The organism is Sphingomonas sp. BL-S-28, assembly GCF_055521515.1.
Map to the genome: position 1 here is coordinate 3,125,171 of NZ_CM145484.1, position 12,296 is coordinate 3,137,466.

Sequence of the window (12,296 nt, forward strand, 5' to 3'; positions counted from 1 at the left end):
AAGAACGTGGGGGAGAGCCATGCCCTCCCCCCGAATCAGGATCACTTCGGCGCGCTGAGCACCGCGCATGCAATTCGGCCACCGGCATTGCCGGCCGGCTGGCTGGTGTAGTCATCGGGATCGGCATGGATCACCAGCGCCGTGCCATCGGCATCGACGATCGACTTCGCACCCGGCGTAATGGTCACGCCGGTGTTCAGCACCTGAGTCTTGAGCACCCCGTCGGGGCCGACATGCTGGTTGGGCATGTCACCGCCATGCGGGCCGCCCATCGACATCAGCCCGTGCACCGGATCGCCTGCCGTGAAGTGGCCGCCGGCCGTCGTGAACTTGGCAGCCGAATCGCACAGTCCCTTCTCATGGAAATGGAACCCGTGATCGCCTGCGGGCAGGCCCTTCAGATCGGTGGTCACCAGAACGCCGGCAGGGGTCTGCTGAACCGTCACAGTGCCCAGCGCTTTCCCGTCGAGGCCGACGACCTGCGCCTGAATTGGCGAGCTGGCAGCTGGCGCATCGGCGGCCATTGCCGGGCCGGCGGCGAGCACGGCAAGACTCAGCGCGACAGGAAGGCGGAATGATCGATTGGGGGATCGGTGCATGGCAATTCTCCGTTGCGGCCCGCAAGGGCCCTTCTCCCGGCCGGACGCCAACCACGGCCCGCGCCCCTCTGCCGTTGCCGCGCAGACTAACCCCCGGGACGTGAAAGGCAATTGCCTGCGAGCCGTTCGCAACAGACAAAATCAGCCTCGACAGCGCACACCGATATCGAGCGGAACTCCGCAGTGATCCGAAGTTAACGATCGCGTGCCACAATGCCGTATCGGAAAACCGGTCGCCCCAGAAGAACGGTCATCAAGGACGAAACTGCATGAATGCCCCGCTCGCCAGACTCTACTCGAGCGCCCAGATGCGTCAGGAAATCGCCGCGGACGAAAGACGCCGTGAACACCGTCACGCCGTACGCAATAGGGCCAGGATCGAATCGTCGCGCGGCGAGAGCGCCGAAGCCGCCCTGGCCGACGTTTCTCTGCATGGCTGCTGCGTTTCGAGCAGTGCCGATTGGCTGCGACAAGGCGCATTCGTCAGCATCGGCATGGCGGGTGGCCCCGCACTGAAGGCTGTGGTTCGCTGGGTGCGCGGCGATCTGGCGGGGATGGAGTTTCTGCACGCCGTTCCGGCCGATGCCCGCGAATGGCACGCCCTGATGGACATCGCCGGCTAAGCCCTCAGCGCTGATGAAAGGCCGGCACTGCTCCGGCCGACATCGCCCTTCCCATTCGGACAAACAAAAAAGGCGGCCCGCAAGGGCCGCCTTCTTCGTGTTCGTGAAGCTTGCTTCGCGCTCAGTTCTTCTTGAGCGAGAGGCCGCCGAAACGCTTGTTGAACTGGGCCACGCGGCCGCCGTCCTGAAGCTGGGCCTTGCCGCCGGTCCAGGCCGGGTGCGAGGTCGGATCGATGTCCAGAACCAGCGTGTCGCCTTCCTTGCCCCAGGTCGAGCGGGTCTGGAAGGTGGTGCCGTCGGTCATCTGGACGGTGATCATGTGGTAGTCGGGATGCGTATCGGCCTTCATGTCGTATCTCTCTTCGCATATGGCCGGTTCCGACCGGCCTGCTTGGGAAAGCGGCGCCCTTACACGGGAGACCCCGAAAAAGCAAGGGTCAAGAGGAGAGCCTGAGCCCTCCCCCAGCCCAGTCGGGTAGCCCCGTCAGGCGTCGGCGATCATCGCGGTGAAGTTGACTTCGCAAGTCACCTTGTCGCCGATCGAGGCCTTGCCCCAGAACTTGCACACGCGTGAACGCTTCTGAACGAAGCCTGCGCGCAGGTCGAGCAAGTTGCCCGGCGTCACCGGATTGCGGAACTTCGCTTCCTCGATCGCCATAAAATAGACGAGCTTGCCGCTGCCGGCGAGCCCGAGCGATTCGATGGCCAGAATACCCGCCGCCTGCGCCAGCGCTTCGATCTGAAGCACGCCGGGCATGATCGGACGACCGGGGAAGTGACCCTGGAAGAAGTCCTCGTTGAAGCTCACGGCCTTGACCGCGTGGATCTCGTTCTCATCGAACGAGACTACACGGTCGACCAGCAGCATCGGGTAGCGATGCGGCAGCGCCGCCAGGATCTTCGCGGTGTCGTACACGAATTCAGTCGACTCGCTCATCGCCTGCCCGTCCTGCCCTTAGCGGCCCGAAGGAGCCGGCTGCTGCGGCGCCTGCTGCGCGGCCGGAGCAGTGGTGTTGATCGTGGTCAGCGCGCCGTTGAGCGCGGTCAGCACGTCGGTGGTGATGTCGAGCGCCGGGTCATAGGCCAGGGTCTGGCCGACTTCGACAAGCACGTTGGCGCCGCGCTTGGTCATCGCCGGCTTGTACAGGCCCTGCAGCTGCTGCTGGATCTGCTGGCCGACATAGGCCTGGTTGCGCTGGATCTGCACCTGCTGGCCCTGCAGTTCCTGGCCGGCCTGCTGTTCCTTCTGCTGGTAGGCCTGGATGCGGCCCTGCAGCGCGGCGTCGGGCTGCTTGCCGTTCAGTGCCTTCACAGCGGTTTCCAGGCCCTGCGCTTCAGGCTGAAGCTGGGTCGAAAGCTGGTTGCGGCGGGCTTCGAAAGCCTGGATCTGGCCCTGCAGCTGCTGGTTGGCAGTCTTGCAGGCGTTGCATTCCTTGGCGATACGGTCGAGGTCGACAACGGCGACCTTCGATGCCGGAACGGCCTGCGCGAAAGCCGGCGTGGCAAGAGCGGCAAGAGCCAGGCCCGAGGCCAGTGCGGCGGACTTGAGAATCTTGGTCATCAGAATTGCGTTCCCACGTTGAAAGTGAAGGTCTTGGTATCATCGCCGTCCTCCTTGAGGAGGACCTTCGAAATATCGATGCGGAACGGCCCGAAGGGCGAGTTCCAGTTTACGCCGAAACCGACAGCGACGCGCGGGTGCCAGGAGTCGCCCACGAAGGTTTCGGAGAAGTGGTACAGGTAGTCGCCCGTTGCAACGTTCGCCTGACCGGTAAGCGTATTTGTCGGATCCGTGACGATCGTGGTCGTACCATCGGCCGCGGTCTGCGTATAAGTCGGGATACAGCCCGCCTTACAGTCGTAGAGATCGGGCTTCTTGACACCCCACACGGCACCGGCGTCGACGAAGATGGAGGGACGCAGGCCCATTTCACGGGCACCCGAACCCAGCGGAATCTCCAGTTCGGCGCGGCTCATGTAGTAATAGTTGCCGCCCAGCGCGTCATCGGTCTTGCTGGTCTGATCGGTGTAAACGCCGTCACCGTCGTTGTCCGCCAGATAACGACGGATAACGCGCGGGCCAACGCCGCGGATACCGAAGCCGCGAATCTGCGGCTCGCCCAGGAAGAAGCGATCGGTCAGGCGGACATCGTCGCCACCCCAACCCTTGATGATCCCGCCTTCGCCCGAAAGCGAGAAGATGAAGCCCTTGCCCAGCGGCCAGTACTTCGCAGCGTTGGCGCGCAGGCGCGCATACTTCACGTCGCCACCCAGACCGGCGATGTCGAAGTTGATGGCGGCGGTCTGACCGCGCGTTGGGCGAACGCGATTGTCCAGAGTATCGAAAATCAGCGATCCGCCGAGGATCGAACTCAGGCGCTTGCCGATGGCATCGCACAAGTAGCGGCTCGCCTTGATCGGATCGCAAGTATACGTGCCATCGGAGTTGTAGGTGTAGAACTGCGACTTATCGAGCGACACGTCATCATAGTTGAGCGTGTAGCGACCGATCGCGGTCAGATATTCGGTCAGCGGTACGCCGGCGCGAACCTGGAAACCGGTCGTCGTCTGCTCGTAGTTCGTATTGCGATCGGAATTGACGTAGTTGAAGTTGTTGTAGTCGCGGCGATAGATGTCCACGCCCAGCGAGACGTTCTTGTCGAACAGGTACGGCTCGACGAAGTTCGCCTCTACCGACTTCGAATAGGACGAATAGCTGCCCGAGATGCCCACCGTCTGGCCGCGACCGCGGAAGTTGCGCTGCTGGATCGAGGCCTGGAAGATGAAGCGTTCAAGGCTGGAAAAACCGGCCGAAAGCTGCAGCTGCCCGGTGGGCTTTTCTTCCACGTTGGCTTCCAGGATGATGCGGTCGTCCGCACTGCCCGGCTTCTGCTCGACCTCGAACTTCTCCTGGAAGTAGCCGAGCGACTTGATGCGGTTGGTGGAGCGCTTGACCTGCAGCGAGTTGAACGCATCGCCTTCGGCAATACGGAATTCACGGCGGACCACCTTGTCCTGCGTCAGCGTGTTGCCGTTGATGTCGATCCGCTCGACATAGACGCGCGGCGCTTCCTGGATCACGAAGGTCAGCCCCATGGTGAGGTTGTCCTTGTCGCGATCGTACTGCGGACGCACGTCGGCGAAGGCGTAGCCGAACGCGCCGGCAGTGTCGTTCAGGCCGTCGATGGTGTCTTCGACCGCCTTGGCGTTATACCAGTCACCCTTGTGGATCGTCAGGTTCTTCGCCAGCTTGTCGCCGTCAAAATCGCGCAGCTGGCTTTCGACCTTCACGTCGCCGAACTTGTAGCGCTTACCTTCCTCCACCACATACGTGATGATGAAGTCCTTCTTGTCCGGCGTCAGTTCGGCCACGGCCGAAACCACGCGGAAGTCGGCATAGCCTTGCGTCAGGTAGAACTGGCGCATCTTCTGCTGGTCGAACGCCATGCGATCGGGATCGTAAGTGGTGTTCGAGCTGAAGAGGCGGCTGAAACGCGCCTGCTTGGTCACCATCTGCGCGCGCAGTTCGCCATCGGAGAACTGTTCGTTGCCCAGAATGTTGATCTGGCGGACCTTGGACTTGTCGCCCTCGGTAATCTCGAAGACGATGTCGACGCGGTTCTGGTCCAGCATGACCATCTTCGGCTCGACCGTCGCGGCGTAGCGGCCCTGACGCTTGTAGAGCTCGATGATGCGGGCAACGTCGGCGCGGATCTTCGATCGCGTGAAGATCTGACGCGGGGCGACCTTGATCTCCGGCAGGATCTTGTCGTCCTTGATGCGCTTGTTGCCTTCAAGGATGATGCGGTTGACGACCGGGTTTTCCTTCACCGTGATGGTGACGACGCCGTTGTCGTTGGCGATCTGCGCGTCGGCAAAAAGCTCAGTCGCGTAAAGATCCTTCAGCGCGGCGTCCGCGGCAGCCTTGGTGTAGGACTGGCCGACGCGCAGCTGGATGTACGAAAGCACCGTCTGCGGCTCCAGACGTTCCGCGCCGACCACCTGGATCGTCTGGATCGTCTCCCCCACTTCGGCCACTGCCGGAGCGGCCACCGGCGTTGCCGGAGCAGCGGCCGCCTTGGGCGCGCTGACAGCCTTTGGCGCGCTGGCCGCCTTCTGCGCGAAAGCGACCGTGGGCACGCCTGCAAGGATCGTGGTTCCCAGCAGCATGGCAGCAAGCTGCGGCGCGCGGCGAGCGTCAAAGCTGCGACCCATTTCCCATCCCATCATTCAAGCAAGTTCCCGTATGCGCTTACGCGAGGCTCTACAGAGTGATCCGCCAGGCACCTGCCTCCCCGGCAGGCAATCGCGCCCGTCTGCCCGATGGACGGCGTCCGATCAAGCAGTCAATCCCGGCAGAAATATGATCTTGGAAGATTTCTCCAGGCTATCCCCCGAAAATCGGAAGCGAAGCCAGATCGTTGACCGTGACGAACAGCATCAAGGCCAGCACGAATGCCACCCCGGTGCGGATCGCCCATTCCTGACTGCGCACGTCCAGCGGCTTGCGACGCACCAATTCGGCTGCGTAGAAAGCCAGGTGCCCGCCGTCCAGGCCCGGGATTGGCAGGAGATTGATGAATGCCAAGTTAATCGAGATCATGGCCGCAAAGAACGTGAAAGCGCCCCATCCCAGGCTGAACTGCTCGCCCGAATAGCGCGCGATCTTGATCGGGCCGCCGAGTTCCCGAACAGACCGATCGCCCGTGAAAATCTGCCGAATTCCGGTGATCATGTTGCCCATGATCATGAAGCTGCGATCGACCCCCAGGCCCAAGGCCTCTACCGGGCCGACCTTTTCGAGCCGGCCGATGCCCGACTGGACGCCGATGCGCCCAACGGTCTGATTCACGCCCTTCTCGCCCACCACCGTCTGGCTGGCCACGGTCAATGGCAAAACATGCGCTTCGTCCCCGCGCATCACGGTGACCGTGATCGCCTTGCCGGGGATACCGACGATCAGGTCCTGGACCTGTCGGAAACTGGTGACGCCGGTCTCTCCGACCGCAACGATGCGATCGCCGACTTGCATGCCGGCCGATCGGGCGGGCGAATCGCTGCCGAAAAAGCCGCTGACTACCGGAGCGGCGAAATCGATGCCGAGATCGCCCAGCGTCGCCTTGTTGCCGAATTCATCACTGACTTCCTGTGATGCCAGCTTGACCGGGAAGGTCAGCGTCGCGCCATCGCGCAGCACGGCCACCTTCACCGTCTTGCCGGGATAAAAATCGGTATGCTGGCCGATATCCGATGCGCTTTCGATCGCCGCCCCGTTGATGGTCACGATGCGGTCGCCCACCTCGACGCCTGCCGCCTGCGCGGCCGAATGCGACGAGAACCCTGCCACTTCAGGATCGGCGACAAGCTTGCCATTCGCCCATGCGAAAGCTGCCAGGATCAGCACGCAGACCAGGAAATTGGTCAGCGGCCCGGCGAAGACGATCAGCGCGCGCTGCCACAGCGGCTTCACATGGAAAGTCTGCGCCCGCTCCGCCGGCGTCAGCCCGTCATCCGCCGCGCTCGGCGCCGAGGCAGGGTTCATGTCGCCAGCGAACTGGACATAGCCGCCCAAGGGCACGGCGGAGAGCTTCCAGCGCGTACCGCGCCGGTCGGTCCACCCGAACAACTCCTTGCCGAACCCGATCGAGAAGGCATTGGCCTTCACGCCGAACAGGCGGCCTACAAGGTAGTGGCCCAGTTCGTGCACCAGTACCAGCGGGCCGAGCAGCAACAGGAATGCGAAGATCGTCGTCAGCAGATTGGGCGATCCGGTCAAGTCAGGCAAACTCCATCGGACCCGAGCCAACTGGCTACCGATTACCGGCTCAAGCGGGTCCCGCTACCATGCTTGCCCTCGCGCGGGCCTCCGCGTCAACCGCCAGTACGTCGTCAAGGCAGGCGGGCGCGGGCGGCGCATAGGCGCCGAGCACATCCTCCACTTGTGCGGCGATCCGCGTGAACGGGATCTGACCGGCAAGGAATGCGGCCACGGCAACTTCGTTGGCGGCGTTGAGCACGGCCGGGATCGCCCCGCCCGCCTCGGCCGCCGCCCGGGCAATACGCGTTGCCGGGAAACGATTTTCGTCAGGCTGGCGGAAAGTGAGTTCGCCGATCGCGGCAAGGTCCAGCGGTGCGCAAGGGGTATCCATGCGCGCGGGCCAGGCCAGTGCCGAGGCGATCGGCACGCGCATGTCGGACGGGCCCAGCTGCGCCAGAGTCGACCCATCGCGATATTCGACCATCGAATGCACGACCGACTGCGGATGGACGATAATGCGCAGACGATCGAGCCCGACGGGGAAAAGATGGTACGCCTCGATCAGTTCGAGGCCCTTGTTGAACATGGTCGCCGAATCGACGCTGATCTTCGCGCCCATGTCCCAGTTGGGGTGCTTCACCGCCTCGGCCGGGGTCGCCGCCTGAAGCCGTTCCCATGTCCATTCGCGGAACGGGCCGCCGCTGGCCGTCAGGGTGATGGAGCGGACTTGCGCGATGTCGTTGCCCTGCAGGCACTGGAAGATCGCATTGTGTTCCGAATCGATGGGCAGCAGCGTCGCGCCATGGCGGGCGACGGCGGCCATCATCACTTCGCCAGCAGAGACCAGCGCTTCCTTGTTGGCAAGCGCGATCGCCTTGCCCTGCTCGATCGCCGCCATGGTCGGCGCAAGGCCCGCGCAGCCGACGATGGCGGCCACGGTCATGTCCGCGCCCCGCGCGGCGGCCTCCACCAGCGCCTGCGGTCCGCCCGCCGTGGCGATCCCGGTTCCGGACAAGGCCTCGCGCAGCGCAGGCAGCCGCGCCTCATCGGCCACGACCGCAAGGTCGATGGCGAATTCGCGCGCCAGCTTCGCCAGCTCGTCCACGTTGGAATGGGCGGTCAGCACACTGACGTGCCATTCGGCCGGGTTCCGCCGCACAAGGTCGAGCGTGGACGCACCGACGGAGCCGGTGGCGCCAAGAATGCAGATGGTGCGCTGGGTCGTCATCGCACGCTTACCTCGGCTGCAGCAGGATCATGAGCGCCAGCAGGAACAGCACTGCCAGCAGCCCGTCCACGCGATCGAAGAAGCCGCCATGGCCGGGAATGAAATTGCCCGAATCCTTTACGCCCGCGCGGCGCTTCAGCCAGCTTTCGAAAAAGTCGCCCGCCTGCGCGCAGACGGCCACGAACAGCCCGGTCAGCAGGCAGGAGGCAACCAGCGGAAGCGGGTCGGCCGTCAGATACCAGCACGGCTGCGATCCCATGCAGTTCGGGGCATCGGCCGCATTGCCCTGCACCAGAATGGAGGTCAGGCCTTCCTGCCAGAAGCGCGCCGCGCCGAACAGCACCAGCGTCGCACCCAGCACGCCGCCCAGCAGGCCCGACCAGGTCTTGGACGGACTGATGGCGGGCGCGATCTTCGGGCCACCCAAGGTGCGACCGGTGAAATAGGCACCGACGTCGACGCCGATCACCGTGGCTACCACGGTCAGGACCGGCCCCAGGCTGAAAGCCGGATTACGCAGAAACAGCAGCATCGCTGCGCCAACGCCGACATAGAACATGCCGGCAAAGTTCATCAGGCCGCGATGCATCGGATCGCGCATCGCGCTGCGCGACAGGCGAACCCATTCCCACAGCACGCCCAGCGACACCGCGCAGACGAAGGCCGTCCACACCGCGCCGCCCAACCAGAGCGCGCCGCCGGCAACCGCGAGCATGACCACGGCCGAAACCGTGCGCACGCCCAGGTCGGACTTCTTGCCGGACTGCCCCTTGGTCGGATCACCGTCCGCCATAACGACGCTCCCGCTGCGCGAATTCTTCCAGCGCATCGCGCAAATGGTCGACATTGAAGTCCGGCCACAGCACATCGGTGAACAGCATCTCGGCATAGGCCGCCTGCCACAGCAGGAAGTTGGAAAGGCGCACTTCCCCCGAGGTGCGGATCAGCAGATCGAGCGGCGGCAGGTCCGCCGTATCCAGTTCCGCCGCGATGGTTTCCGGCGTGATCGGGCCCTTCGCTGCCGCCTTTGTGGCGGCGCGGGCGATCTCGTCCTGCGAACCGTAGTTCAGCGCTACTGCCAGCGTCGTACCGGTATTGCCCGCGGTGCGCGCCACCGCGCCTTCGACCAGCTCGACGACATCCGGCTTGAAGGCCTTGTAATCGCCGATGATCTTCAGCCGCACGCCGGCAGAAGCGAACTCATCCAGGTCGGAAAGAATGAAGCGCTTCATCAGGCTCATGAGGTCGGAAACCTCTTCCTCCGGACGACGCCAGTTCTCGGTAGAGAAGGCGTAAAGCGTCAGCGCTTCCAGCCCCAGTTCGCGGGCCCCGCGCACGACGCGGCGCACCGCCTCCACGCCGCGCTGGTGACCCAGCGCGCGTGGAAGGTGACGCTTCTTCGCCCAGCGGCCGTTGCCATCCATGATGATGGCAACGTGGCGCACGCGTGCCGGTTCACTCTTGGCCATCAGACATTCCCCCAAGCGCGGCCGAACAGCCTCACTTGCCGAGGATTTCCTTCTCCTTGCGGCCGAATTCCTCGTCAAGCTGCTTGATGATGTCGTCGGTCAGCTTCTGCACGTCGGTCTCGCCGCGCTTGCGCTCGTCTTCCGAGATTTCCTTCTTCTTCTCATCCGCCTTCAGGTTCTCGATCCCGTCGCGGCGCACGTTGCGCACGGCGACGCGGGCCTTCTCAGCATAGGAACTGGCCAGCTTGGCCAGTTCCTTGCGACGTTCCTCGGTCAGGTCGGGGATCGGCAGACGCAGCGTGTTGCCGTCATTGATCGGGTTCAGGCCGAGCCCGGCCGAACGGATCGCCTTTTCGACGGGGCCGATGTTCGACTTGTCCCATACCTGCACCGAAAGCATGCGCGGTTCGGGTGCCGAAATCGTGGCGACCTGCGTGATCGGCGTGTTGGCACCATAGACGGTGACCATGATCGGCTCCAGCAGCGCGGTGTTGGCGCGGCCGGTGCGCAGGCCCGAAAGATCGTGCTTCAGCGCATCGATCGCGCCCTTCATGCGGCGTTCGAGATCCGCCTTGTCATACTTCGCCATGGTTCAGGCTCCTTTCTGCACGATCGTCTTGGTTCCGCCCCCGGCGAGAACCGTGGCAAGATTGCCCTTCTCGCGGATCGAGAACACGACGATCGGAATATTGTTGTCGCGACAGAGCGCAACGGCGGATGCGTCCATTACCTGCAGGTTGTCTGCAAGAACGGTGTCGTAATCGACAGTATCGTAACGCTTGGCGTCCGGATTCTTCTTCGGGTCACTGTCGTAGACGCCGTCGACGCTGGTGCCCTTCAGCAGCGCATCGCACTGCATTTCGGCGGCACGCAGCGCGGCGCCCGAATCGGTGGTGAAGTAAGGCGCGCCCACGCCGGCAGCGAAGATCACCACGCGGCCCTTTTCCAGATGTCGCTCTGCGCGGCGGCGGATCACCGGCTCGCAGACCTGGTCCATCTGCACGGCGGACTGCACGCGGGTATGAACGCCAAGCTGTTCGAGCGCGTTCTGCATGGCCAACGCGTTCATGACGGTGGCCAGCATGCCCATGTAATCAGCCTGCGCACGGTCCATGCCGCGCGCGGCGCCGGCCATGCCGCGGAAGATGTTGCCCCCACCGATGACGAGGCAGATCTCAAGGCCGGTTTCCTTCGCGGCCTTCACTTCCTTGGCCAGTTCCGCAACGAAATCGGAATCGATCCCGAATTGCTGGTTCCCCATCAAGACTTCGCCCGACAGTTTGAGGAGGACGCGCTTGTAGGGGGATGAACTCATGGCCGCACTTCTCCTCGGGGGCTGGATGGCCCCGGCTTTAGGAGCGCGCGCCGAAATTGCCAAGGGGTTGGCTTGTGGATGAGCGTGGATCGGCGCAACGAAGGCTCCATCGAACGCCCGCCGAAAACGCGGTCAATTCCAGATGCCAGCCAATTCCCGCTCTCGCGCATCGTAAATCCGCTGCGCCTGCGCCACCGCGCTCATGCGCGCTTCGGCCCAGTCGATCATCGCCTGCAAGGCCCCCAGCAATTCGCTGCCCAGCGGGCTGATCGCATAGCTGACCGTCACCGGCACGGTCGGCACCACATGCCGCAAGACCAGCCCGTCGCGCTCCAGCGAGCGTAGCGTCTGGCTGAGCATCTTCTGCGAAATCCCATCGATCCGTCGCTTCAGCGCATTGAAGCGCATTTCGCCCTTGCCGAGCGTCAAGAGGATCAGCACGCTCCACTTGTCGGCTACGCGGTCGAGCAATTGCCGCGTTGGGCAATTGGCGGCGTAGACGTCCGGCGCGCGCGGCTCGGAAGTGTCGGTGGTTTCCTCGGCGTAACCCGGTGCGATCAAGGTGCCTTCTTGCATGAACACATTCGATAACACACTTGGTCACCATTGGATACCTAGTGGAGAATCGATATGAAGATTGCAGTCCTCGGCGCCAGCGGCCGCGCCGGATCGGAAATCGCCAAGGAAGCAGCGGCGCGCGGCCACGAAGTGCTGGCCATCGCGCGCAATCCGGAAAAGATCGCCGTGACCGACGGTGTTGCCGCCAAGGCTGGCGACGCCTCCGATCCCGAAGCACTCGCCGCACTGATTGCCGGTAGCGACGCCGTTATCAGCGCCCTGCACTTCGACGTGCCCGCCGAAACGCTGCTTGCTGCCCTCCGCAAAGCCGGCGTACCTCGCCTGCTCGTCACCGGCGGTGCCGCCAGTCTTGAAGTCGCGCCGGGCGTGCGCGTGATCGACACGCCGGACTTCCCTGAAGCTTGGAAAGGCGCCGCAATGGGCGGGATCACGTTCCTGGACGCGCTGAAGCAGGTCGACGACGTGGACTGGACGTTCTTCTCCCCCGCGGCGCTGATCTTCGAAGGGCCGCGCACCGGCACCTACCGCCCGGGCACCGACCAGCTCGTCACCGACGAGGCGGGCGAGAGCAAGATCAGCTTCGCCGATTACACCATCGCCATGGTCGACGAACTGGAAGCCCACAAGCACAGCCGCGCACGGTTTACGGCGGCCTACTGATCTACCGAACGGGCAAAGAAAAAGGGCCGGGAAGCCAAAGCTCCCCGGCCCTTTTCATGTTCGGT

14 protein-coding genes are annotated in these 12,296 nt (G+C 63.8%); 2 read left to right on the forward strand and 12 right to left on the reverse strand.

Going from position 1 to position 12,296, the window contains the following annotated elements; genetic code table 11:
* Positions 1-41 precede the first annotated feature (41 nt).
* Positions 42-599, reverse strand: coding sequence for a superoxide dismutase family protein (locus ACZ1JC_RS23300; protein ID WP_465137902.1), 558 nt, complete (start codon positions 597-599; stop codon positions 42-44).
* A 269-nt stretch (positions 600-868) separates the two neighbouring features.
* Here ACZ1JC_RS23300 and ACZ1JC_RS23305 point away from each other — a divergent pair, with 269 nt between their 5' ends.
* A complete protein-coding gene (locus ACZ1JC_RS23305; protein ID WP_465137901.1) occupies positions 869-1,222 on the forward strand; it encodes a PilZ domain-containing protein in 354 nt (117 codons plus the stop codon).
* A gap of 121 nt (positions 1,223-1,343) precedes the next feature.
* Here the strand turns inward: ACZ1JC_RS23305 and rpmE are convergent, their stop codons facing one another.
* From rpmE to ACZ1JC_RS23360, 11 genes are all read right to left on the reverse strand, one after another.
* Entirely contained in the window at positions 1,344-1,571 is a 228-nt protein-coding gene (gene rpmE / locus ACZ1JC_RS23310) for a 50S ribosomal protein L31 (RefSeq protein WP_465137900.1), read from the reverse strand.
* Between the two features lie 135 nt (positions 1,572-1,706).
* Entirely contained in the window at positions 1,707-2,159 is a 453-nt protein-coding gene (fabZ, locus tag ACZ1JC_RS23315) for a 3-hydroxyacyl-ACP dehydratase FabZ (protein WP_395394329.1), read from the reverse strand.
* Positions 2,160-2,177: 18 nt separating this feature from the next.
* On the reverse strand, positions 2,178-2,783 hold the full coding sequence (locus ACZ1JC_RS23320; protein ID WP_465137899.1) for an OmpH/Skp family outer membrane protein: 606 nt from the start codon (positions 2,781-2,783) through the stop codon (positions 2,178-2,180).
* Positions 2,783-5,437 carry an outer membrane protein assembly factor BamA gene (gene bamA, locus ACZ1JC_RS23325; protein WP_465137898.1) on the reverse strand — a complete coding sequence of 885 codons (2,655 nt, stop codon included), beginning with the start codon at positions 5,435-5,437 and terminating at the stop codon, positions 2,783-2,785. Before bamA ends, ACZ1JC_RS23320 begins: the two co-directional genes overlap by 1 nt.
* Positions 5,438-5,609: 172 nt before the next feature.
* Entirely contained in the window at positions 5,610-6,998 is a 1,389-nt protein-coding gene (rseP, locus tag ACZ1JC_RS23330) for an RIP metalloprotease RseP (RefSeq protein WP_465137897.1), read from the reverse strand.
* 49 nt (positions 6,999-7,047) lie between these two features.
* Positions 7,048-8,208 carry a 1-deoxy-D-xylulose-5-phosphate reductoisomerase gene (locus ACZ1JC_RS23335; RefSeq protein WP_465137896.1) on the reverse strand — a complete coding sequence of 387 codons (1,161 nt, stop codon included), beginning with the start codon at positions 8,206-8,208 and terminating at the stop codon, positions 7,048-7,050.
* A 7-nt stretch (positions 8,209-8,215) separates the two neighbouring features.
* Positions 8,216-9,001: a phosphatidate cytidylyltransferase gene (locus ACZ1JC_RS23340; RefSeq protein WP_465137895.1), complete on the reverse strand. Its 786-nt coding sequence runs from the start codon at positions 8,999-9,001 to the stop codon at positions 8,216-8,218.
* Positions 8,988-9,677: a polyprenyl diphosphate synthase gene (gene uppS / locus ACZ1JC_RS23345; RefSeq protein WP_465137894.1), complete on the reverse strand. Its 690-nt coding sequence runs from the start codon at positions 9,675-9,677 to the stop codon at positions 8,988-8,990. The genes ACZ1JC_RS23340 and uppS overlap by 14 nt, the downstream gene beginning before the upstream one ends.
* 31 nt (positions 9,678-9,708) lie before the next feature.
* Entirely contained in the window at positions 9,709-10,266 is a 558-nt protein-coding gene (gene frr / locus ACZ1JC_RS23350; protein ID WP_465137893.1) for a ribosome recycling factor, read from the reverse strand.
* A 3-nt stretch (positions 10,267-10,269) separates the two neighbouring features.
* Positions 10,270-10,992, reverse strand: a complete 723-nt coding sequence (pyrH, locus tag ACZ1JC_RS23355; RefSeq protein ID WP_395327081.1) for a UMP kinase — start codon at positions 10,990-10,992, stop codon at positions 10,270-10,272.
* A gap of 132 nt (positions 10,993-11,124) precedes the next feature.
* On the reverse strand, positions 11,125-11,568 hold the full coding sequence (locus ACZ1JC_RS23360) for a winged helix-turn-helix transcriptional regulator (protein ID WP_465137892.1): 444 nt from the start codon (positions 11,566-11,568) through the stop codon (positions 11,125-11,127).
* A 54-nt stretch (positions 11,569-11,622) separates the two neighbouring features.
* Here ACZ1JC_RS23360 and ACZ1JC_RS23365 point away from each other — a divergent pair, with 54 nt between their 5' ends.
* Positions 11,623-12,231, forward strand: coding sequence for an NAD(P)-dependent oxidoreductase (locus ACZ1JC_RS23365; protein WP_465137891.1), 609 nt, complete (start codon positions 11,623-11,625; stop codon positions 12,229-12,231).
* Positions 12,232-12,296 lie beyond the last annotated feature (65 nt).